Origin of the sequence: Enterobacter huaxiensis (genome assembly GCF_003594935.2) — a bacterium.
GTDB classification, from domain to species: Bacteria; Pseudomonadota; Gammaproteobacteria; order Enterobacterales; family Enterobacteriaceae; genus Enterobacter; species Enterobacter huaxiensis.
The window spans coordinates 1,743,110-1,765,200 of record NZ_CP043342.1; the positions used below are offsets into that span (position 1 = coordinate 1,743,110).

Annotated in this window: 19 protein-coding genes; all 19 read left to right on the forward strand. The window is 52.7% G+C overall.

Going from position 1 to position 22,091, the window contains the following annotated elements:
* Nucleotides 1-2: 2 nt before the first annotated feature.
* Nucleotides 3-1,124 (forward strand): GDP-mannose 4,6-dehydratase, encoded by a 1,122-nt coding sequence (gmd, locus tag D5067_RS08285; RefSeq protein WP_010431938.1) that lies wholly within the window; start codon nucleotides 3-5, stop codon nucleotides 1,122-1,124.
* Nucleotides 1,125-1,126: 2 nt separating this feature from the next.
* Nucleotides 1,127-2,092 (forward strand): GDP-L-fucose synthase, encoded by a 966-nt coding sequence (fcl, locus tag D5067_RS08290; protein WP_119938254.1) that lies wholly within the window; start codon nucleotides 1,127-1,129, stop codon nucleotides 2,090-2,092.
* 2 nt (nucleotides 2,093-2,094) lie between these two features.
* Nucleotides 2,095-2,574: a GDP-mannose mannosyl hydrolase gene (locus D5067_RS08295; RefSeq protein ID WP_119938253.1), complete on the forward strand. Its 480-nt coding sequence runs from the start codon at nucleotides 2,095-2,097 to the stop codon at nucleotides 2,572-2,574.
* Nucleotides 2,571-3,794, forward strand: coding sequence for a colanic acid biosynthesis fucosyltransferase WcaI (gene wcaI, locus D5067_RS08300; protein ID WP_119938252.1), 1,224 nt, complete (start codon nucleotides 2,571-2,573; stop codon nucleotides 3,792-3,794). The genes D5067_RS08295 and wcaI overlap by 4 nt, the downstream gene beginning before the upstream one ends.
* A 3-nt stretch (nucleotides 3,795-3,797) precedes the next feature.
* On the forward strand, nucleotides 3,798-5,234 hold the full coding sequence (cpsB, locus tag D5067_RS08305; RefSeq protein ID WP_119938251.1) for a mannose-1-phosphate guanyltransferase: 1,437 nt from the start codon (nucleotides 3,798-3,800) through the stop codon (nucleotides 5,232-5,234).
* Between the two features lie 109 nt (nucleotides 5,235-5,343).
* A complete protein-coding gene (gene cpsG, locus D5067_RS08310; RefSeq protein WP_125913282.1) occupies nucleotides 5,344-6,714 on the forward strand; it encodes a colanic acid biosynthesis phosphomannomutase CpsG in 1,371 nt (456 codons plus the stop codon).
* A 128-nt stretch (nucleotides 6,715-6,842) separates the two neighbouring features.
* The gene (wcaJ, locus tag D5067_RS08315) at nucleotides 6,843-8,237 is read left to right on the forward strand and encodes an undecaprenyl-phosphate glucose phosphotransferase (protein WP_119938533.1); all 1,395 of its coding nucleotides are present in this window, start codon (nucleotides 6,843-6,845) and stop codon (nucleotides 8,235-8,237) included.
* Nucleotide 8,238: 1 nt separating this feature from the next.
* Nucleotides 8,239-9,717 (forward strand): colanic acid undecaprenyl disphosphate flippase WzxC, encoded by a 1,479-nt coding sequence (gene wzxC / locus D5067_RS08320; RefSeq protein ID WP_119938534.1) that lies wholly within the window; start codon nucleotides 8,239-8,241, stop codon nucleotides 9,715-9,717.
* A gap of 17 nt (nucleotides 9,718-9,734) precedes the next feature.
* Entirely contained in the window at nucleotides 9,735-11,015 is a 1,281-nt protein-coding gene (gene wcaK / locus D5067_RS08325; protein ID WP_119938535.1) for a colanic acid biosynthesis pyruvyl transferase WcaK, read from the forward strand.
* Nucleotides 11,012-12,232 (forward strand): colanic acid biosynthesis glycosyltransferase WcaL, encoded by a 1,221-nt coding sequence (gene wcaL, locus D5067_RS08330; RefSeq protein ID WP_119938536.1) that lies wholly within the window; start codon nucleotides 11,012-11,014, stop codon nucleotides 12,230-12,232. The genes wcaK and wcaL overlap by 4 nt, the downstream gene beginning before the upstream one ends.
* 69 nt (nucleotides 12,233-12,301) lie before the next feature.
* Nucleotides 12,302-13,636 carry a colanic acid biosynthesis protein WcaM gene (wcaM, locus tag D5067_RS08335; protein ID WP_374208609.1) on the forward strand — a complete coding sequence of 445 codons (1,335 nt, stop codon included), beginning with the start codon at nucleotides 12,302-12,304 and terminating at the stop codon, nucleotides 13,634-13,636.
* A 176-nt stretch (nucleotides 13,637-13,812) separates the two neighbouring features.
* A complete protein-coding gene (galF, locus tag D5067_RS08340; RefSeq protein ID WP_119938538.1) occupies nucleotides 13,813-14,709 on the forward strand; it encodes a GalU regulator GalF in 897 nt (298 codons plus the stop codon).
* Between the two features lie 352 nt (nucleotides 14,710-15,061).
* The gene (rfbB, locus tag D5067_RS08345; protein WP_119938539.1) at nucleotides 15,062-16,147 is read left to right on the forward strand and encodes a dTDP-glucose 4,6-dehydratase; all 1,086 of its coding nucleotides are present in this window, start codon (nucleotides 15,062-15,064) and stop codon (nucleotides 16,145-16,147) included.
* The gene (gene rfbD, locus D5067_RS08350) at nucleotides 16,147-17,046 is read left to right on the forward strand and encodes a dTDP-4-dehydrorhamnose reductase (protein ID WP_119938540.1); all 900 of its coding nucleotides are present in this window, start codon (nucleotides 16,147-16,149) and stop codon (nucleotides 17,044-17,046) included. Before rfbB ends, rfbD begins: the two co-directional genes overlap by 1 nt.
* Nucleotides 17,047-17,098: 52 nt before the next feature.
* The gene (gene rfbA, locus D5067_RS08355; protein WP_119938541.1) at nucleotides 17,099-17,977 is read left to right on the forward strand and encodes a glucose-1-phosphate thymidylyltransferase RfbA; all 879 of its coding nucleotides are present in this window, start codon (nucleotides 17,099-17,101) and stop codon (nucleotides 17,975-17,977) included.
* Nucleotides 17,978-17,980: 3 nt separating this feature from the next.
* Nucleotides 17,981-18,529 (forward strand): dTDP-4-dehydrorhamnose 3,5-epimerase, encoded by a 549-nt coding sequence (gene rfbC / locus D5067_RS08360; protein WP_119938542.1) that lies wholly within the window; start codon nucleotides 17,981-17,983, stop codon nucleotides 18,527-18,529.
* A 7-nt stretch (nucleotides 18,530-18,536) separates the two neighbouring features.
* A complete protein-coding gene (locus tag D5067_RS08365; RefSeq protein WP_119938543.1) occupies nucleotides 18,537-19,817 on the forward strand; it encodes a lipopolysaccharide biosynthesis protein in 1,281 nt (426 codons plus the stop codon).
* Nucleotides 19,786-20,955: a hypothetical protein gene (locus D5067_RS08370; protein ID WP_119938544.1), complete on the forward strand. Its 1,170-nt coding sequence runs from the start codon at nucleotides 19,786-19,788 to the stop codon at nucleotides 20,953-20,955. Before D5067_RS08365 ends, D5067_RS08370 begins: the two co-directional genes overlap by 32 nt.
* A complete protein-coding gene (locus D5067_RS08375; RefSeq protein WP_119938545.1) occupies nucleotides 20,948-22,090 on the forward strand; it encodes a glycosyltransferase family 4 protein in 1,143 nt (380 codons plus the stop codon). Before D5067_RS08370 ends, D5067_RS08375 begins: the two co-directional genes overlap by 8 nt.
* The last annotated feature ends 1 nt before the right edge of the window (nucleotide 22,091 follow it).

Consider the following 22,091-nt stretch of genomic DNA (forward strand, 5'->3'; position numbering starts at 1 on the left):
ACATGTCTAAAGTCGCTCTCATCACCGGCGTTACCGGACAGGATGGTTCTTACCTGGCAGAATTGCTGCTGGAAAAAGGGTATGAAGTACACGGTATTAAGCGTCGTGCTTCTTCGTTCAACACCGAGCGCGTTGACCATATCTATCAGGACCCTCACTCCGCGAACCCGAAATTCCATCTGCATTACGGCGATCTGACGGATTCCTCGAACCTGACCCGTATTCTGCAGGAAGTTCAGCCGGATGAAGTGTACAACCTGGGCGCGATGAGCCACGTTGCGGTCTCCTTCGAATCCCCGGAATACACCGCTGACGTTGATGCCATGGGCACCCTGCGTCTGCTGGAAGCCATTCGCTTCCTCGGCCTTGAGAAGAAAACCCGTTTCTACCAGGCGTCCACCTCCGAGCTGTACGGCCTGGTGCAGGAAATCCCACAGAAAGAGACCACGCCGTTCTACCCGCGCTCTCCGTATGCGGTCGCCAAACTGTACGCCTACTGGATCACCGTAAACTACCGTGAATCCTACGGTATGTACGCCTGTAACGGCATTCTGTTCAACCACGAATCCCCGCGCCGCGGCGAAACCTTCGTGACCCGCAAAATCACCCGCGCGATCGCCAACATTGCACAGGGTCTGGAATCTTGCCTGCACCTCGGCAACATGGACTCCCTGCGCGACTGGGGCCATGCGAAAGACTACGTGAAAATGCAGTGGATGATGCTGCAGCAGGACAAGCCGGAAGACTTCGTGATTGCAACCGGCGTGCAGTACTCCGTGCGTCAGTTCGTTGAGATGGCCGCCGCGCAGCTGGGCATCAAACTGCGCTTTGAAGGCACCGGCGTGGAAGAGAAGGGCATCGTTGTTTCCGTGACCGGCCACGACGCACCGGGCGTGAAGCCGGGCGACGTTATCGTTCAGGTTGACCCGCGCTACTTCCGTCCTGCTGAAGTGGAAACCCTGCTGGGCGACCCAACCAAAGCGCACGAAACCCTGGGCTGGAAGCCAGAAACCACGCTGCAGGAGATGGTCTCTGAGATGGTAGCTAAAGATCTTGAAGCAGCGAAAAAACACTCCCTGCTCAAGTCTCATGGCTACGAGGTTGCCATCGCGCTGGAGTCCTGAGAATGACAAAACAACGTATTTTTGTTGCCGGTCATCGCGGAATGGTGGGTTCCGCGATTGCACGCCAGCTGGAGCAGCGCGGTGACGTAGAGGTGATTGTCCGCACCCGCGACGAGCTGAACCTGCTCGACAGCGGCGCGGTGCAGGACTTCTTTGCCAACGAACGTATTGACCAGGTGTATCTGGCGGCGGCGAAGGTGGGCGGCATTGTCGCTAACAACACCTACCCGGCGGATTTCATCTACGAGAACATGATGATCGAGAGCAACATCATTCACGCGGCGCATCTGCACAACGTGAATAAGCTGCTGTTCCTCGGCTCATCCTGTATCTACCCGAAAATGGCGAAGCAGCCGATCGCCGAAAGCGAGCTGCTGCAGGGCACGCTGGAAGCGACCAACGAGCCGTACGCGATTGCCAAGATTGCCGGGATCAAGCTGTGCGAGTCCTACAACCGTCAGTACGGCCGCGACTATCGCTCGGTGATGCCGACCAACCTGTACGGGCCGCACGATAACTTCCACCCGAGCAACTCGCATGTGATCCCGGCGCTGCTGCGCCGCTTCCACGAGGCAACCGCCGAGAACGCGCCGGACGTGGTGGTGTGGGGCAGCGGTACGCCGATGCGCGAGTTCCTGCACGTGGACGATATGGCAGCCGCCAGCATTCACGTGATGGAGCTGGATCGCGAGGTGTGGCAGGAAAACACCGAGCCGATGCTGTCGCACATCAACGTCGGTACCGGCGTGGACTGCACCATCCGCGAGCTGGCGCAGACCATCGCCCAGGTGGTGGGCTACAAGGGCCGCGTGGTGTTTGACGCCACCAAGCCGGACGGTACGCCGCGCAAGCTGCTGGACGTCACCCGCCTGCATCAGCTGGGCTGGTATCACGAGGTATCACTGGAGCAGGGGCTGGCCAGCACCTACCAGTGGTTCCTCGAAAATCAGCACCGCTTCCGGGGGTAATGATGTTTTTAAGTCAGGAAGATTTTGCCACGGTAGTGCGTTCCACTCCGCTGATCTCAATTGATTTGATCGTGGAGAACGAACGCGGCGAGTTCTTGCTGGGGAAACGAACCAACCGCCCTGCTCAGGGCTACTGGTTCGTGCCCGGCGGGCGCGTGCAAAAGGATGAGGCGCTGGCAAATGCCTTTGAGCGCCTCACTCTGGCGGAACTGGGCCTGCAGCTGCCGATGGCGGCGGGCCAGTTTTACGGGGTCTGGCAGCACTTCTATGACGACAACTTTTCAGGCACCGGGTTCTCCACGCACTACATCGTGCTGGGGTTCCGCCTGAAGGTGAGTGAGGCAGACCTGCGTCTGCCTGATTCTCAGCATGACGACTACCGCTGGCTGACGCCAGAGGCGCTGCTGGCAAGCGACAACGTCCACGACAACAGTAGAGCGTATTTCCTCGCTGAGCGTCAGGCCGAGGTGCCGGGCCTATGAAGATCCTCGTCTATGGAATTAACTACTCGCCGGAGCTGACCGGTATCGGGAAATACACCGGCGAGATGGTCGAGTGGATGGCGAGCCAGGGACATGACGTGCGGGTCATTACCGCGCCGCCGTACTACCCGGAGTGGAAGGTGGGCGAGCGCTACTCAAGCTGGCGCTATCGCCGCGAAGAGGGCGCGGCGACCGTGTGGCGCTGCCCGCTCTACGTGCCGAAGCAGCCTTCGACGCTGAAGCGTTTACTTCACCTGGGCAGCTTTGCCCTGAGCAGCTTTTTCCCGCTGATGGCGCAGCGTCGCTGGAAGCCGGACCGCATTATCGGCGTGGTGCCGACGCTGTTTTGCACGCCGGGCATGCGCCTGCTGGGCAAACTCTCCGGCGCGCGCACCCTGCTGCACATTCAGGATTATGAAGTCGACGCCATGCTCGGCCTGGGGATGGCAGGCAAGGGCAAGGGCGGCAGGGTGGCGAAGCTCGCCAGCGCCTTTGAGCGCAGCGGGCTACACAACGTGGATTACGTCTCGACGATTTCGCGCTCGATGATGAATAAGGCCCAGGAGAAGGGCGTACCGGCCAGGAAGGTGATCTTCTTCCCGAACTGGTCCGAAGTGGCGCGCTTTCGCGACGTGGCTGAGCAAGACGCTCAGGCGCTGCGCGCCCAGCTCGGTTTGCCCGATGACCATAAAATCATTCTTTACTCGGGCAACATCGGCGAAAAACAGGGGCTGGAGAGCGTGATTGAAGCCGCGCACCAGCTCAGCAAACATGCCTGGACGTTTGTGATTGTCGGGCAGGGCGGCGGCAAAGCGCGGCTGGAGAAGCTGGCGCGCGAACGCGGCCTGACAAACGTGAAGTTCTTCCCGCTGCAGTCTTACGAGGCGCTGCCGGCGCTGCTGAAGATGGGCGACTGCCATCTGGTGGTGCAAAAGCGCGGCGCGGCGGACGCGGTGCTGCCCTCCAAGCTGACCAACATTCTGGCGGTGGGCGGGAACGCGGTGATTACGGCGGAAGCCGAAACCGAATTAGGCCAGCTGTGCAACAGCTATCCGGGGATCGCCGTATGCGTGGAGCCGGAATCGGTCTCTGCGCTGGTGGCCGGAATTGAGCAGGCACTCGCCATGCCAAAAGAGAACACGGTGGCACGTGAATATGCCGAACGCACCCTCGAGAAAGAGAACGTGCTGAGCCAATTTATTGCAGATATACGGGGATAAATCATGAGTCATACCACGTTGTATCCGGTTGTGATGGCAGGTGGCTCTGGTAGCCGGTTATGGCCGCTGTCCCGCGTGCTCTATCCAAAACAGTTCCTCTGCCTGAAAGGGGAGCTCACCATGCTGCAAACGACGGTCAACCGTCTGCAGGGCGTGGAGTGTGAAAGCCCGGTGGTGATTTGTAACGAACAACACCGCTTTATCGTTGCCGAGCAGCTGCGCCAGCTGAACAAACTGACAGAAAATATCATTCTGGAGCCTGCCGGACGTAATACCGCGCCCGCTATCGCCCTCGCGGCGCTGGCGGCAAAACGCAGCAGCCCGGACTGCGACCCCCTGATGCTGGTGCTGGCCGCAGACCACGTGATTCAGCAGGAAGATGCCTTCCGTGACGCGGTGCGCGCGGCGATCCCTTACGCCGACAGCGGCAAGCTGGTGACCTTCGGCATCGTGCCGGACCTGCCGGAAACCGGCTACGGCTATATTCGCCGTGGCGCAGTGACGCCGGGCGCGGGCGATAGCGTGGCCTTTGACGTCGCGCAGTTCGTCGAGAAGCCGAACCTGGAAACCGCCCAGGCCTATGTGGGCAGCGGCGAGTATTACTGGAACAGCGGCATGTTCCTGTTCCGCGCCGGTCGTTATCTTGAAGAGCTGGAAAAATATCGCCCCGACATTCTCAGCGCCTGTGAGAAAGCGATGGCGGTGGTGGACCCGGATCTCGATTTTATCCGCGTTGACGAGAAATCCTTCCTCGCCTGCCCGGAAGAGTCCATTGACTATGCGGTCATGGAACGCACGGCGGACGCCGTGGTGGTACCGATGGACGCGGGCTGGAGCGACGTGGGCTCATGGTCATCCCTGTGGGAGATCAGCGCTCACACCCCGGAGGGTAACGTCCACCACGGTGATGTGATTAGCCACAAAACGGAAAACAGCTACGTTTACGCCGAGTCCGGTCTGGTCACCACGGTGGGCGTGAAGGATCTGGTGGTCGTCCAGACCAAGGATGCCGTGCTGATTGCCGACCGTAACGCCGTGCAGGACGTTAAAAAAGTGGTGGAGCAGATCAAGGCCGACGGCCGTCACGAGCACCATATTCACCGCGAGGTGTACCGTCCGTGGGGCAAATATGACTCCATCGACTCCGGCGATCGCTATCAGGTAAAACGCATTACCGTGAAGCCGGGTGAAGGGCTCTCCGTGCAGATGCACCATCACCGCGCCGAGCACTGGGTTGTGGTGGCGGGCACCGCAAAAGTCACCATCGACGGTGAAATCAAACTGCTGGGTGAAAACGAGTCAATCTATATTCCGCTCGGGGCGACGCACTGCCTGGAAAACCCGGGGAAAATTCCGCTCGACTTAATTGAGGTGCGCTCCGGCTCGTATCTGGAGGAGGACGATATCGTTCGCTTCCAGGACCGCTACGGGCGGGTCTAGCGCCATCTTTAACGCCGGATGACGCTTCGCTTATCCGGCCTACGAATGAATAAAAACAATTTTGCCTGTTAATCGGGCGGGCCAACTGTTGCCTGAAAAAGGGGTCATCATGGAAAAGTTAACCTGTTTCAAAGCCTACGATATTCGCGGCAAGCTGGGCGAAGAGCTGAATGAAGACATCGCGTGGCGCATTGGCCGCGCGTACGGCGAGTATCTGAAGCCAAAAACCATCGTGCTTGGCGGCGACGTGCGTCTGACCAGCGAGTCCCTGAAGCTGGCCCTGGCAAAAGGGCTGCAGGACGCGGGCGTGGACGTGCTGGACATCGGCCTTTCCGGCACCGAAGAGATCTATTTTGCCACCTTCCACCTGGGCGTGGACGGCGGTATCGAAGTGACCGCCAGCCATAACCCGATGGACTACAACGGCATGAAGCTGGTGCGCAAGGGCGCGCGTCCGATCAGCGGCGATACCGGCCTGCGCGACGTGCAGCGCCTGGCGGAAGCCAACGACTTCCCGCCGGTGAACGAGGCGACGCGCGGCAGCTATAAGCAGATCGACCTGCAGAAAGAGTACATCGACCACCTGCTGGGCTACATCAACGTGGCGAACCTGAAGCCGCTGAAGCTGGTGATCAACTCTGGCAACGGCGCGGCGGGCCCGGTGGTGGATGCGCTGGAAGCCCGCTTTAAGGCGCTGAACGTGCCGGTCTCCTTCATCAAGGTGCATAACACCCCGGACGGTAACTTCCCGAACGGTATTCCAAACCCGCTGCTGCCGGAGTGCCGCGACGACACCCGCAACGCGGTGATCGCGCACGGTGCGGATATGGGCATCGCCTTTGACGGCGATTTCGACCGCTGCTTCCTGTTCGACGAGAAAGGCCAGTTCATCGAAGGCTACTACATCGTCGGCCTGCTGGCGGAAGCGTTCCTTGAGAAGAACCCCGGCGCGAAGATCATTCACGACCCGCGTCTCTCATGGAACACCGTTGATGTGGTCAGCGCCGCGGGCGGCGAGCCGGTGATGTCCAAAACCGGACACGCGTTTATTAAAGAGCGTATGCGCGAAGAAGACGCCATCTACGGCGGCGAGATGAGCGCCCACCACTACTTCCGCGACTTTGCCTACTGCGACAGCGGGATGATCCCGTGGCTGCTGGTGACCGAGCTGCTGTGCCTGAAAGGCCAGACGCTGGGCGAACTGGTGCGCGACCGCATGGCGGCCTTCCCGGCGAGCGGGGAGATTAACAGCAAGCTGGCGCAGCCTGCCGAGGCCATTGCCCGCGTGGAGCATCACTTCGCGATCCACGCCCTGGAAATCGACCGCACGGACGGCATCAGCATGTCGTTCCCGCAGTGGCGCTTTAACCTGCGCTCCTCCAATACCGAGCCGGTGGTGCGCCTGAACGTGGAATCCCGCGCCGATACCGCGCTGATGGAAGCCCGAACGAAGGACATTCTGGCGCTGTTGAATCAGTAATACGAAAACCTTACCCCTCACCCTAACCCTCTCCCCAGAGGGGAGAGGGAACTTGAACACCCTCTCCCCTTTGGGGAGAGGGCCGGGGTGAGGGGCGAGGGGTAAGGTTTTGAACTAAAGGAACAACGATGACGAATCTAAAAAAGCGCGACCGAGCGAGAACGAATGCATCGTTAATCTCTATGGTGCAGCGATTTTCTGATATCACCATCATGGTCGGCGGATTGTGGGCGGTGTGCTGGGTAAGCGGACAAGCCTTCCTCTACATGCACCTGCTGATGGCGTTAATCGCGCTGGTTGTGTTTCAGATGATCGGCGGAATGACCGACTTCTATCGTTCGTGGCGCGGCGTAAAAATTACCACCGAGCTGATGCTGCTGCTGCAGAACTGGACCCTGGCCCTGATTTTCAGCGCCGGGCTGGTGGCGTTTAGCCATGATTTTGATAACCGCCTGGTGACCTATCTGTGCTGGTATCTGTTGACCAGCGTCGGGATGGTGGTCTGCCGTTCTTTGATCCGCTTCGGTGCCGGCTGGCTTCGCAACCGGGGCTACAACACCCGCTACGTGGCCGTTGCCGGGGATTTGCCGGTAGGCCTGGTGCTGCTTGATAGCTTCCGCAAAGAGCCATGGTTAGGCTTTGAGGTGGTCGGGGTTTATCACGATGCCAAGCCGGGTGGCGTGCCTGCCGAGTGGGCGGGAAACTACGAACAGCTTATCGACGACGCGAAGGCCGGAAAAATTCACAACGTCTACATCGCCATGCAGATGAAAGACGAATCCCGGATTAAGAAACTGATGCGCGAGCTGGCGGATACCACCTGCTCGGTGATCCTCATCCCGGACGTTTTTACCTTCAACATCCTCCATTCGCGTATCGAAGAGGTGAACGGGGTTCCTGTCGTTCCGCTTTACGATACGCCGCTGTCCGGCTTCAACCGCGTGCTGAAGCGCGTGGAAGATATCGTGCTCTCCACGCTGATCCTGCTGCTTATCTCCCCGGTGCTGTGCTGCATTGCGCTGGCGGTAAAAATCACCTCGCCTGGCCCGGTCATTTTCCGCCAGACCCGCTACGGCATGGACGGCAAGCCGATTATGGTGTGGAAATTCCGCTCCATGAAGGTGATGGAAAACGACAAGGTGGTGACCCAGGCCACGCAGAACGATCCGCGCGTGACCCGCGTAGGCAACTTCCTGCGCCGTACCTCCCTGGACGAGCTGCCGCAGTTCATCAACGTATTTACCGGCGGGATGTCGATTGTCGGACCGCGTCCGCACGCCGTCGCCCATAACGAACAGTATCGCGCGCTGATTGAAGGCTACATGCTTCGCCACAAGGTGAAGCCGGGCATTACCGGCTGGGCGCAGATTAACGGCTGGCGCGGCGAGACCGACACCCTGGAAAAAATGGAAAAACGTATCGAGTTCGACCTGGAGTACATCCGTGAATGGAGCCTCTGGTTCGATATCAAAATTGTTTTTCTGACCGTCTTCAAAGGCTTCGTGAACAAAGCGGCGTACTAAGATGAGCTTACGTGAAAAAACCATCAGCGGCGCGAAGTGGTCTGCCATGGCCACCATCGTCATCATTGGCCTGGGCCTGGTGCAGATGACCGTGCTGGCGCGCATTATCGATAACCACCAGTTCGGCCTGCTGACCGTTTCGCTGGTGATTATCGCGCTGGCCGATACGCTGTCTGATTTTGGTATCGCCAACTCGATTATCCAGCGCAAAGAGATCGGCCATCTTGAGCTGACCACGCTCTACTGGCTGAACGTCGGGTTAGGGGTCTTCGTGTTCGTGCTGGTGTTCCTGCTGAGCGATACCATTGCCCGCGTGCTGCACAACCCGGATCTGGCGCCGCTGATGCGCACGCTGTCGTTTGCCTTCGTGGTGATCCCGCACGGCCAGCAGTTCCGCGCGCTGATGCAAAAGGAGCTGGAGTTCAACAAGATCGGCATGATCGAGACCAGCGCCGTGCTGGCGGGCTTTACCTTCACCGTGGTCAGCGCCCACTTTTGGCCGCTGGCGATGACCGCCATTCTCGGTTACCTGGTGAACTCTGCCGTGCGCACGCTGCTCTTCGGCTACTTTGGCCGCAAAATTTACCGTCCGGGGCTGCATTTCTCGCTGGCCTCCGTGTCAACCAACCTGCGTTTTGGCGCGTGGCTGACCGCCGACAGCATCATCAACTACGTTAACACCAACCTCTCCACGCTGGTGCTGGCGCGTATTCTCGGCGCAAGCGTGGCGGGGGGCTACAACCTGGCCTACAACGTCGCGGTTGTCCCGCCGATGAAGCTGAACCCGATTATTACCCGCGTGCTGTTCCCGGCGTTCGCCAAGATTCAGGACGACACCGAGAAGCTGCGCGTCAACTTCTACAAGCTGCTTTCCGTCGTGGGGATCATCAACTTCCCGGTGCTGCTGGGGCTGATGGTGGTCTCCAGCAACTTCGTGCCGCTGGTGTTTGGCGAAAAGTGGAACAGCATCGTGCCGATCCTGCAGCTGCTGTGCGTGGTGGGGCTGCTGCGCTCCGTGGGGAACCCGATTGGTTCCCTGCTGATGGCAAAAGCCCGCGTCGATATCAGCTTTAAGTTCAACGTCTTTAAAACCTTTCTGTTTATCCCGGCGATCCTCGTGGGCGGGCATATGGCGGGCGCAATTGGCGTCACCCTCGGCTTCCTGCTGGTGCAGATCGTCAACACCGTGCTGAGCTATTTTGTGATGATCAAGCCGGTGCTGGGCTCCAGCTACCGTCAGTACATCCTGAGCCTGTGGCTGCCGTTTTATCTCTCTTTACCGACGCTTGCCGTGAGCTACGGCCTGGGCGTCGTGCTCGGCGGCCACCTGCCGCTGGCGGCGCTGCTGGCGGTGCAGGTGGCCGCGGGCGCGCTGGCGTTCGGCGTGATGATTGTGCTGTCGCGCAACGCGCTGGTGGTCGAGATGAAGCGCCAGTTTTGCCGTAACGAAAAAATGAAAACGCTGCTTCGCGCAGGCTAACTCTTTAAGAGGCCATTATGAAATTACTTATCCTTGGCAACCATACCTGCGGCAACCGTGGCGACAGCGCCATTCTGCGCGGTTTATTGGATGCAATTAACACGCTTGAGCCTGAGACAGAAGTGGATGTAATGAGCCGCTACCCGGTCAGCTCATCCTGGTTACTGAACCGCCCGGTGATGGGCGACCCGCTCTACGGCCAGATGAAACAGCATAACAACGCTGCGGGCGTGATGGGCCGCGTGAAGAAGGTGCTGCGCCGTCGCTACCAGCACCAGGTGCTGCTCTCGCGCGTGACCGATACCGGCAAGCTGCGTAACATCGCGATTGCGCAGGGCTTTACCGATTTCGTGCGCCTGCTGTCGGGCTATGACGCCATCATTCAGGTCGGCGGCTCGTTCTTTGTCGATCTCTACGGCGTGCCGCAGTTCGAGCACGCGCTCTGCACCTTTATGGCGAAAAAGCCGCTGTTCATGATTGGGCACAGCGTTGGGCCATTCCAGGATCCGCAGTTTAACCAGCTGGCGAACTACGTATTCGGCCACTGTGATGCGCTGATCCTGCGCGAGTCCGTGAGCCTCGATCTCATGAAGCGCAGCGATATTGATACCTCAAAAGTTGAGCACGGGGTGGACACGGCCTGGCTGGTGGATCATCAGGACGATCGTTTCCAGGCGAGCTACGCGGTGCAGCACTGGCTGGACGTGGCGGCGAAAGAGAAAACGGTCGCCATCACCCTGCGCGAGCTTGCGCCGTTCGACAAGCGCCTCGGCACCACTCAGGCGGCCTACGAGAAGGCCTTCGCCGACGTGGTAAACCGCGTGCTGGACAGCGGCTACCAGGTGCTGGCGCTCTCTACCTGTACCGGTATTGACAGCTACAACAAGGATGACCGCATGGTGGCGCTCAATCTGCGCCACCTGGTCAACGACCCGTCGCGCTACCACGTGGTGATGGATGAACTTAACGACCTGGAAATGGGCAAGCTGCTTTCTGCCTGCGACCTGACCGTCGGCACCCGCCTGCACTCGGCCATTATCTCCATGAACTTCGGCACGCCGGCCATCGCCATCAACTACGAGCACAAATCTGCCGGCATCATGCAGCAGCTCGGCATGCCGGAAATGGCGGTGGATATCCGTCATCTGCTGGACGGATCGCTTGGCGCTATGGTCGGCGACACGCTGGGACAGCTGCCTGCGATTAACGAGCGCCTGGCCGTGGCGGTGAAAGCCGAGCGCGAAAAAGGGATTGGGATGGTGAAATCCGTACTCGACCGCGTCGGGGAGGGGAAATGAAGGTTGGTTTCTTCTTACTCAAATTTCCGCTGTCGTCAGAAACCTTCGTGCTGAACCAAATCACCGCGTTTATCGATATGGGATACGACGTGGAGATTATCGCCCTGCAAAAGGGCGATACGCAGAACACCCACGCGGCGTATACCCAATACGGGCTTGAAGCGAAAACCCGCTGGCTGCAGGACGAGCCGGGCGGGCGTATGAACAAGCTGCGCTACCGCGCCAGCCAGACCCTGCGCGGGATCCACCGCGCCTCGACGTGGCGGGCGCTGAACGTCTCCCGCTACGGCGCGGAATCACGCAACCTGATCCTGTCGGCAATTTGCGGCCAAACGTCGCAGCCGTATCGTGCCGACGTGTTTATCGCCCACTTTGGCCCGGCGGGCGTCACGGCGGCAAAGCTGCGCGAGCTGGGCGTTATTGACGGCAAGATTGCGACCATCTTCCACGGCATCGACATCTCCAGCCGGGAAGTGCTGAACCACTATACGCCGGAATATCAGCAGCTCTTCCGACGCGGCGACATGATGCTGCCCATCAGCGAGCTCTGGGCCGGGCGCCTGAAAACCATGGGCTGCCCGAGCGAAAAAATTACCGTTTCGCGGATGGGCGTTGATATGGAGCGCTTTACCCAGCGTCCGGTGAAGGTGCCGGGTCAGCCGCTGCAGATTATCTCCGTCGCCCGCCTGACCGAGAAAAAAGGGCTGCACGTGGCTATCGAAGCCTGCCGCCAGCTAAAAGAGCGCGGCGTAGATTTTCACTATCGCATTTTAGGTATCGGCCCGTGGGAGCGACGCCTGCGCACGCTGATTGAACAGTATCAGCTGGAAGGCTGCGTGGAGATGCCCGGCTTTAAGCCGAGCCACGAAGTGAAAGCGATGCTCGACGAGGCGGACGTTTTTCTGCTGCCGTCTGTGACCGGGTCCGATGGCGATATGGAAGGTATCCCGGTTGCGCTGATGGAGGCGATGGCGGTGGGTATTCCCGTGGTGTCTACGCTACACAGCGGCATACCGGAGCTGATAAGATCGGAACATTCCGGCTGGCTGGTACCTGAAAACAATGCGTTAGCCCTCGCGGACCGCCTGGCCGCCTTTAGCGACATCGACCAGCACGAGCTTGTGCCCGTGCTGCAAAATGCCCGACAAAAAGTCGAAGCCGATTTTAACCAGCAGGTGATCAATCGCCAGTTAGCGAGCCTGCTGCACACGCTGTAACGCCGAGGTTGTATGCTTAAAAAGATTACCCGACGCCGCTTTGTCTCTTCACTCTCCGTCCTGGCCGCTATGCCGCTGCTGTCGTCCCGCGCTGCGCGGGCGGGAGCCGGGAAGACCGTCTCCATTAATCAGTACAACAACAACGACTGGATCGCCGCCTTCAAGCAGGCGTTTACCGAGGCCGACACCGTTATTGTCCCCGCCGGCGTCGTCTGTGAAAACATCAATACCGGGATTTTTATCCCCGACGGTAAAACGCTTCTGATACGCGGCGGGCTCAAAGGCAACGGGCGAGGCCGGTTTGTGCTTCAGGAAGGGAGTAAAGTCGTCGGAGAGGGGGCAGGGCGCACCCACAATATCACTCTCGACGTGCGCGGATCTGACTGCGTGATTAAAGGGCTGGCGATGAGCGGCTTCGGCCCCGTCACGCAGATCTATATCGGTGGGAAAAAGCCGAGAGTGATGCGCAACCTGGTCATTGATAACATCAACGTTAGCCAGGCCAACTACGCCATTCTGCGTCAGGGCTTTCATAACCAGGTCGACGGGGCGCGTATCACCAACAGCAGGTTCAGCCACCTGCAGGGAGATGCCATCGAGTGGAACGTGGCCATCAACGACCGCAATATCCTGATTTCTGACCACGTCATCGACAACATCAACTGCACCAACGGCAAAATCAACTGGGGCATTGGCATTGGCCTTGCGGGAAGCACCTACGACAATGACTACCCGGAAAAGCAGACCGTGAAGAATTTCGTGGTGGCAAATATCACCGGCAGCAACTGTCGCCAGCTGGTCCACGTTGAAAACGGCAAACACTTTATTATCCGGAATATAAAAGCTAAGAATATTACACCCGATTTCAGCAAGAAGGCGGGAATAGACAACGCCACGGTAGCAATTTATGGCTGTGATAATTTCGTTATTGATAATGTCGATATGGTCAATAGTGCCGGAATGTTAATCGGTTACGGCGTGATTAAAGGTGATTATCTGTCGATACCACAGAACTTCAGGCTCAACGATATTCGCCTGGATAACCGACAGCTTGCCTATAAGCTGCGCGGAATACAGATTTCCTCGGGTAATGCCACGTCGTTTGTCGCCATCACAAACCTCGATATGCAGCGCGCGACGCTGGAACTGCACAACAAGCCTCAGCATCTTTTTATGCGCAATATCAACGTGATGCAGGAGTCGTCCGTGGGGCCGGCGCTGAAAATGAACTTCGACTTGCGAAAGGACGTGCGGGGCAAGTTTATGGCGAAAAACGAGACGCTGCTGTCGCTGGCAAACATCAAGGCGGTCAATGAAAAAGGGCAAAGCTCGGTGGATATTGACCGGGTGGATCAGCACGTTGTGAATACGGAGCGGCTGAATTTTGCGCTGCCGCAAAGATAATCATCGGCTGCCAATTTTGCGACGATTCCTGGTTGAATAACGTGATCTATTCAGATTACAACTACTGTAATTTGTGGTGCCTGGGCGTAACATGGATCCAGAATTACGGCAAATCATGCTGGCGAAAACAGGTTTAAAAGCTATAATTCGTCAACCATTTTAAGGTGGAAGATATAATGATTAATTTGAAAGCAGTCATTCCGGTAGCGGGTCTGGGCATGCATATGCTGCCAGCCACAAAGGCAATTCCAAAAGAGATGCTGCCGATTGTCGACAAGCCGATGATTCAGTACATCGTCGACGAGATTGTTGCTGCAGGGATCAAAGAAATCGTTCTGGTCACGCACTCGTCCAAGAATGCGGTAGAGAACCACTTCGACACCTCTTATGAACTCGAAGCGTTGCTTGAGCAGCGCGTTAAACGCCAGCTGCTGGCTGAGGTGCAGTCCATCTGTCCTCCAGGCGTAACCATCATGAACGTGCGTCAGGCGCAGCCGCTGGGTCTGGGCCACTCCATTCTGTGCGCTCGCCCGGTAGTGGGCGACAACCCGTTCATCGTCGTTCTGCCGGACATCATCATTGATACCGCGTCTGCGGATCCGCTGCGCTACAACCTGGCGGCAATGGTTGCTCGCTTTAATGAAACGGGCCGCAGCCAGGTGCTGGCGAAACGTATGGATGGCGATCTGTCCGAGTACTCCGTTATCCAGACCAAAGAGGCGCTGGAGACGGAAGGGCAGGTGAGCCGTATTGTCGAGTTCATCGAAAAACCCGATCAGCCACAAACGCTGGATTCCGATCTGATGGCGGTGGGCCGCTATGTCCTGAACGCGGATATTTGGGCCGAGCTGGAAAAAACCGAGCCGGGCGCCTGGGAACGTATTCAGCTGACCGATGCTATCGCCGAGCTGGCGAAAAAACAGTCCGTTGATGCCATGCTGATGACCGGTGACAGCTATGACTGTGGTAAAAAGCTGGGGTATATGCAGGCGTTTGTGAACTATGGGCTGCGCAACCTGAAGGAAGGGGCGAAGTTCAGAAGCCGCATTGAGAAGCTGCTGGCTAACGACTGATTTCCCTCTGTCTCTTTGATTAAGCGGCAGTTATCATTTGGTTATGGTGAACATAACCAAAATGGTAGCTGCCGTTTTTTGTTATTAATTCTAGCGATAACATGGAGTTATCTGATTCAAAAGTGGACTGATTTGTAACGATTTGTGCTTGTTTCCAGGTCCATTTAGGACGACAATTAACGCCAGTTTTTTGTCTGTAATCAGACCCCACAATCCATTTTCCAACTTTCGCTCAGTGCACTGGTAGCTGTTAAGCCAGGGGCGGTAGCGTGCAAAATTTCTGAAACCGTTATTATTAATCGGGTTTCAGAGCATCAATATCTCGATATACCCAACAGATGGAATAGCTAACGTGAAAATTCTTGTGACGGGCGGTGCCGGTTTTATCGGCTCAGCGGTGGTGCGACATATTATTAAAAATACCCAGGATGCGGTCGTCAATGTGGATAAACTGACGTACGCAGGTAACCTGGAGTCACTGACCGACGTCAATGATAGCGATCGCTATGTCTTTGAACATGCCGATATTTGTGATAAAGCGGCCATGGATCGCATTTTCGCCGAGCACAAACCGGATGCGGTGATGCACCTTGCGGCAGAAAGCCACGTTGACCGTTCTATTACCGGCCCCGCAGCGTTTATTGAAACTAACATTGTCGGCACCTACGTGCTGCTGGAAGCCGCACGAGCCTACTGGTCAACGCTGGATGACGCTGCGAAAAGCGCATTTCGCTTCCACCACATCTCTACTGACGAAGTGTACGGTGATTTACCTCATCCTGATGAACAGCCTGCCGCTGCTGAGCTGCCGCTGTTTACCGAAACCACGGCCTATGCGCCGAGCAGCCCGTACTCTGCGTCTAAAGCGTCCAGCGATCACCTCGTACGCGCATGGCTGCGTACCTACGGGTTCCCAACGATCGTCACCAACTGCTCAAATAACTATGGCCCGTATCACTTCCCGGAGAAGCTGATCCCGCTGGTGATTCTGAACGCGCTGGACGGCAAAGCGCTGCCAATTTACGGTAAAGGCGACCAGATCCGCGACTGGCTGTACGTCGAAGACCATGCTCGTGCGCTGTACACCGTGGTGACCCAGGGGCAACTGGGTGAGACTTACAACATCGGCGGCCATAACGAGAAGCAGAATCTGGACGTGGTGCACACCATTTGCGATCTGCTGGATGAAATCGTGCCGAAAGAAGGCTCCTATCGCGATCAGATTACCTACGTTGCTGACCGCCCGGGGCACGATCGTCGCTATGCGATTGATGCGCATAAAATTGGCGTTGAGCTGGGCTGGAAGCCGGAAGAGACGTTTGAAAGCGGGATCCGCAAAACGGTTGAGTGGTATCTGAGCAATCAGGATTGGGTTAATAACGTTAAAAGCGGTGCCTATAAAACCTGGATCGAGCAGAACTACGGAGAGCGTCAATAATGAACATTCTTCTGTTCGGCAAAACAGGGCAGGTCGGTTGGGAACTCCAGCGAGCACTCGCACCCTTAGGAAACCTGATTGCACTCGATGTGCACTCGAAAGAGTACTGCGGTGATTTCAGCAACCCGGAAGGCGTGGCTGAGACGGTACGGGCGATTAAGCCAGACGTGATCGTCAACGCCGCTGCGCATACTGCGGTCGATAAAGCTGAATCAGAGCAGGAATTCGCGCAGCTGCTCAACGCTACCAGCGTAGAGGCCATTGCGAAAGAAGCGGCGAAAATCGGTGCCTGGGTTGTTCACTACTCGACTGACTACGTGTTTCCCGGCGATGGCGAAACGCCATGGCGCGAAACGGATGCGACCGCACCTCTCAACGTGTATGGACGGACCAAGCTCGACGGTGAAAAAGCGCTCCAGAATCATTGTGCTAAGCATCTGATTTTCCGTACCAGCTGGGTATACGCCGGCAAGGGCAATAACTTTGCGAAAACGATGCTTCGCCTGGCGAAAGAGCGTAAAGAACTCTCCGTGATTAATGACCAGGTGGGTGCGCCAACGGGGGCCGAATTACTCGCAGACTGTACCGCGCATGCAATTCGTGTTGCGATGGTTAAACCCGAAGTGGCCGGTCTTTATCATTTGGTCGCGTCTGACACGACGACGTGGTACGACTATGCTGCGCTGGTATTCGATGAAGCCAGAAAGGCGGGAATGGAACTGGCAATTGAAAAGCTCAATGCCGTGCCGACAACCGCTTATCCTACACCTGCGCGTCGTCCGCAGAATTCGCGCTTAAACACTGAGAAATTCCAGCATAACTTTGGTCTGGTGCTGCCGGCCTGGGATGTTGGCGTTAAGCGCATGCTTGCTGAGCTTTTCACCGCTCAATCAATTTAAATTTTATAGAAATGCCCGGATTAGGGCATTTCGTGTTTATAGAGAAATTATAATGGCTACGCGTAAAGGTATTATTCTTGCTGGTGGATCCGGCACTCGTCTGTACCCTGTGACTATGGCAGTGAGTAAACAGCTGCTGCCTATTTACGATAAACCAATGATTTACTATCCGCTGTCAACGCTGATGTTGGCGGGCATCAAAGATATTCTCATCATTAGTACCCCGCAGGACACGCCGCGTTTTGAACAACTGCTCGGTGACGGTAGCCAGTGGGGCCTGAACCTCCAGTATAAAGTGCAGCCAAGCCCGGACGGTCTGGCACAGGCCTTTATTATTGGTGAAGAGTTCATTGGTGATGATAGCTGCGCGCTGGTTTTGGGCGATAACATTTTCTATGGTCATGATTTGCCTAAACAGCTCGAAGCAGCCCTGAATAAAGATGATGGTGCAACGGTATTTGCCTATCACGTTAACGACCCGGAGCGCTATGGCGTTGTGGAATTCGATAAAAACGGTACGGCCATCAGCCTGGAAGAAAAGCCGCTGGAGGCTAAGAGCAACTATGCGGTTACGGGCCTCTATTTCTACGATAACGATGTTGTCGAAATGGCTAAAAACCTCAAGCCTTCTGCTCGCGGTGAGCTGGAGATTACGGACATCAACCGTATCTACCTGGAGCAGGGACGCCTGTCGGTTGCCATGATGGGGCGCGGCTATGCCTGGCTGGATACCGGTACACACCAGAGCCTGATCGAGGCAAGTAACTTCATTGCGACTATTGAAGAGCGTCAGGGGCTAAAGGTTTCCTGTCCGGAAGAGATTGCGTATCGCAAAGGGTTTATTAATGCAGAGCAGGTGAAGAAGCTGGCTGAACCGTTGAAGAAAAATGCCTACGGGCAATACCTGCTGAAGATGATTAAAGGTTACTAAGTCATGAACGTTATTAAAACAGATATCCCGGATGTACTTATTTTTGAGCCAAAAGTTTTTGGTGACGAACGTGGTTTTTTCTTTGAGAGTTTCAGCCAGAAAGTATTCGAAGAGGCGGTAGGGCGTAAAGTTGAGTTTGTGCAGGATAACCACTCTAAATCCTGCAAGGGCGTGCTTCGCGGTTTACATTATCAACTGGACCCGTATGCGCAGGGCAAACTGGTGCGCTGTGTCGCCGGAGAAGTATTTGATGTTGCGGTTGATATTCGCAAATCCTCTCCGACTTTTGGTAAGTGGGTTGGAGTAAATCTTTCTGCTGAGAATAAACGCCAGTTGTGGATCCCTGAAGGGTTTGCTCATGGTTTTCTGGTGTTAAGTGAATCAGCGGAATTCTGCTATAAAACAACAAATTATTACCATCCCGAAAGTGAGGGGAGTATACATTGGGAGGATGAAAGTTTAAATATTTCTTGGCCTGATAAAACAAATATAAAGATTTCGGAAAAAGATAAAAAAGCTTCATCCTTCACTAGTTGCATGAATTTAATGTAATCATATAATGCCAAATTTAATTTTAAATAATAAATTTTTAAAAAGTGTAGCCATAGTTGCTTCCGGAACTGCACTGGCGCAGATTATTAATCTTGCTGCTATTCCCATCATTACACGTCTTTACGGTCCAGAAGCGTATGGAATGATGGGGAGTTTTATGTCGATTATTAATATTTTAATTCCCCTTTCTGCGTTGAGCTACCCAATTGCTGTGGTTTTACCAAGAAAAGATAACGTTTCTAATACAATTGTACGATTGAGTTTGACACTTGGTATTGCCACATCCAGTGTGGTTCTAATTGGTTTGATTTTGTATTCACTTATTACTGATAACTCCAATTTACAACTTTGGTATATAGTTGTAATCCCATTAACTATGCTTATCCTTCCACTTCAGCAAAGTGGGCAGCAGTGGCTAATAAGAAAAAAACAGTACCGCGCTATAGCTAAAGTGTCAGTCATTCAATCAGTTATAGTAAACACACTTAAAATATCCATCGGTGTACCATTACATGGTGTGAAGACCTTAGTAATTATAACGGCATTAGGATATTGGCTTCAGGCACTACAGTTTTTACACAACGCGAAAAAAAATGGATTAAATATATCAAACGGGCACTATTTAAGAAATTTGACAAGGGTAGGGCGAGTATATTCTGACTTCCCAATTTATAGAACTCCACAAGTTTTGATTAATGCTCTTTCACAAAGCTTACCGATTTTTGTGATTGGATTTTATTTCGGTTCAGCTGAAGTGGGTTACTTTAGTTTAGCTCAGACTATTCTGGGTGCTCCAGTGACGTTACTTACCGGTGCGCTAAGTAATGTGTTGTTTCCTAAAATCACACAGAAAATTAATGATAAAGAGCTAATAAGTCCATTAATCAAAAAATCATTCTTAGGGCTTCTTATTTTATCAACATTGATATATTTAGTTGTTATGCTATTTGGTCCGCAATTGTTCTCATTTATATTTGGTAGTAAATGGGAGGCTGGAGGGGATTATGGACGTTGGATGGCTCTATATTGTATTTTCTGGCTTTCCGCTCGACCAGCTATAGATGCTATTCCCGCATTGAAGATTCAACGCGAATTTCTAATATATGAAATATGTTCACTTGCCCTACGGTTTATAGGATTAATTGTTGGAGTATACGTATTTGGCTATAGCATTTATGCGATGATTATATATTCAATAATAAATGCCTTATGTTATTTTTCTTTATCATTGTTTGTATTATGGAAATCTAAAAAATATGAGCAAAACTTATCAAAATCACATTATTAGAGATGAGAGAGTACATGTGCAAAGAGCCACTAATTTAAAATCCACAAACGAGCTTATAATAAATTTTATTTTTGGGTTATGCATTTTTGCTACTTCTTTCCGTATACTAATTGTTGCTGTTGTTTTATTAGCCATAAGTGCATTATGGATGTTGTTGACTTTAAAAGCACCACTAAAAACCTTCGCTATAATTGGTTTAGTATTGCTATTTTTATTTTCCTATTATTTTTTAGGTTTGGCTCATTATGAGAGAGGGCCAGAAAAATTTACTAATGCATTTTCTCTAATATTGTTATCTTTTATATTTTTCTTCATCTTGGGTTATAAAGAAAGAAGTGAAGATAAAATTAAATGGTTAAACTATTTTTCACTTTGTAGTATTAGTTATGTCTTAATCGTCTGTGTTTATAGTATGTCGAAAGGCTATCCAGGATACAATCTTGTTTACGACCCAATTAATCGGAGTGAAGAAAATTCACCATTATATGCACTTCAATTAGTACTTTTTACTATTGCTTATGTCAATTTTAATTGGTCAAGAAAGAGTAGGTTATTCAATATAATATTAACGGTTGTTGCAACCATTTTTAGTGTATTTTATCTTGGCTCTAGAGCAGCCTTTTTTCTCTTAGTAATTTTTTGGGCCTTGAAATTTATTTTCAAGAAAAAAAACGTACTACCTATGTTATTGGTTGTATTCATCATTTCGCCAATAATTATTATCTTAATAAGTAACTACGACTTCACCGGCTCATTTAACTTTGGTGGTTTTTCTGAACGGGGTCTAGATAGCCCAAGGTTCAGTATGTTCATCTACGGTGTATCGCATTTTTTAGATTATCCAGTTGGTGGACTGAAGGTACATGCAGACGGTTATACCGGCATATGGTTCCATAATATGTTATTAGACATAGTTCGTGTGTCCGGTTTTTATGTAATGTTTTTATGGATGTTTATCCTCAGTATTACTACCTATTTTTTAATTAAAAATAAAAATAAATCATACCTTATACTTTTTATTATAATAAACATTGCCTTCATGCAGGATTTGGCATTCGATGGATTTTTTAATCTTATGGCATTAGAATTTTATCTGATTGGAGCATCATTATTTAGGGGACGAGATTCTTATGTTTGAGAAAATACTATTCATAAATGAGTCGCCAGTTTATGGCGGACATGAAGAGATGTTCTTGCGGCACCTCAGGGAAGTATCTAAAAGCAATTATCTTAAGATAATCTTGATTGTTAATGACAGAAACAAGCGTCTCATAGATGAGGTTAAGATTTTAGCTGGGAAAAGTAAAAACATTGGCCTCGAATTGATTCAACACCATTTTTTAGGGTTGCCGCTTAGACCGGTAACTAATTTTTTTTGCATAAGCGACTTCTATTGGCTATTCAAACAAATAAAACGAATTAAACCAGTTAAAATAGTTATAATCCAAGGAACAATAGAAATCGGTGGGTTATCTCTTTTTGCTGCAAGAGTCGCAGGGATATACACCTCTACATATCTTCCTATAACGAAAAAAAGCAAACACATTGGAGTTATGTTAGGAGGTTTCAGAGATTTTATTAATAAGCTGCTTTATTATCGCTTGCCACATCAAATTATTACTATTTCTGAATTTAATAAAAATGAATTAATAAATAATTTTGCGGTAGATAAATTCAAGATTCAGGTCGTTAAGAATTTCATTGATACACCATCCGACACAATTTCAGAGTTTAACCATCATAAAACTAATATTTTATTAATAATCGGAAGGATCGATCTCAATCAAAAAAGACAAGATCTTTTTCTCGATTGTTTTGTGAATAGCAGTTTATCAAACTCTTTTGAAGTTCATATAATTGGAGATGGAAATGATGCAGCATCTCAAGCCATTAGGGATAAATTCCGAGGGAAACATAATGTTGTTTTCTGTGGATGGTTATCGTCTGATGATGTTGCCAAACATATGTCTCAGTCCAAAGCTGTAATCATACCTTCCAAATTTGAAGGTGTACCGCTTGTTATGATTGAAGCCGTAAAATTAGGAAAAGTTGTCATAGCAAGTGACGTTGATGGGATGAAAGAATATTTACCCAAAGAATGGCTATTTAATGCGAATGAAATAAGTGATTCGTTAAGGGTTATCTCTCATTTAAAAGAAGAACCGACAAAATTAGAAAATCTAGTACCGGAAATACAAGCACAATTTCAAGATATGTTCGATCCGTTCGAGAATTCAAATGAATTTATGAAGTTAATTAATAGTAGAAATTAAA

Bases quoted from the DNA above. Each gene is read 5' to 3' on its own strand.
- gmd (WP_010431938.1), top strand. From the start codon at position 3: ATGTCTAAAGTCGCTCTCATCACCGGCGTTACCGGACAGGATGGTTCT.
- fcl (WP_119938254.1), top strand. From the start codon at position 1,127: ATGACAAAACAACGTATTTTTGTTGCCGGTCATCGCGGAATGGTGGGT.
- D5067_RS08295 (WP_119938253.1), top strand. From the start codon at position 2,095: ATGTTTTTAAGTCAGGAAGATTTTGCCACGGTAGTGCGTTCCACTCCG.
- wcaI (WP_119938252.1), top strand. From the start codon at position 2,571: ATGAAGATCCTCGTCTATGGAATTAACTACTCGCCGGAGCTGACCGGT.
- cpsB (WP_119938251.1), top strand. From the start codon at position 3,798: ATGAGTCATACCACGTTGTATCCGGTTGTGATGGCAGGTGGCTCTGGT.
- cpsG (WP_125913282.1), top strand. From the start codon at position 5,344: ATGGAAAAGTTAACCTGTTTCAAAGCCTACGATATTCGCGGCAAGCTG.
- wcaJ (WP_119938533.1), top strand. From the start codon at position 6,843: ATGACGAATCTAAAAAAGCGCGACCGAGCGAGAACGAATGCATCGTTA.
- wzxC (WP_119938534.1), top strand. From the start codon at position 8,239: ATGAGCTTACGTGAAAAAACCATCAGCGGCGCGAAGTGGTCTGCCATG.
- wcaK (WP_119938535.1), top strand. From the start codon at position 9,735: ATGAAATTACTTATCCTTGGCAACCATACCTGCGGCAACCGTGGCGAC.
- wcaL (WP_119938536.1), top strand. From the start codon at position 11,012: ATGAAGGTTGGTTTCTTCTTACTCAAATTTCCGCTGTCGTCAGAAACC.
- wcaM (WP_374208609.1), top strand. From the start codon at position 12,302: ATGCCGCTGCTGTCGTCCCGCGCTGCGCGGGCGGGAGCCGGGAAGACC.
- galF (WP_119938538.1), top strand. From the start codon at position 13,813: ATGATTAATTTGAAAGCAGTCATTCCGGTAGCGGGTCTGGGCATGCAT.
- rfbD (WP_119938540.1), top strand. From the start codon at position 16,147: ATGAACATTCTTCTGTTCGGCAAAACAGGGCAGGTCGGTTGGGAACTC.
- rfbA (WP_119938541.1), top strand. From the start codon at position 17,099: ATGGCTACGCGTAAAGGTATTATTCTTGCTGGTGGATCCGGCACTCGT.
- rfbC (WP_119938542.1), top strand. From the start codon at position 17,981: ATGAACGTTATTAAAACAGATATCCCGGATGTACTTATTTTTGAGCCA.
- D5067_RS08365 (WP_119938543.1), top strand. From the start codon at position 18,537: ATGCCAAATTTAATTTTAAATAATAAATTTTTAAAAAGTGTAGCCATA.
- D5067_RS08370 (WP_119938544.1), top strand. From the start codon at position 19,786: ATGAGCAAAACTTATCAAAATCACATTATTAGAGATGAGAGAGTACAT.
- D5067_RS08375 (WP_119938545.1), top strand. From the start codon at position 20,948: ATGTTTGAGAAAATACTATTCATAAATGAGTCGCCAGTTTATGGCGGA.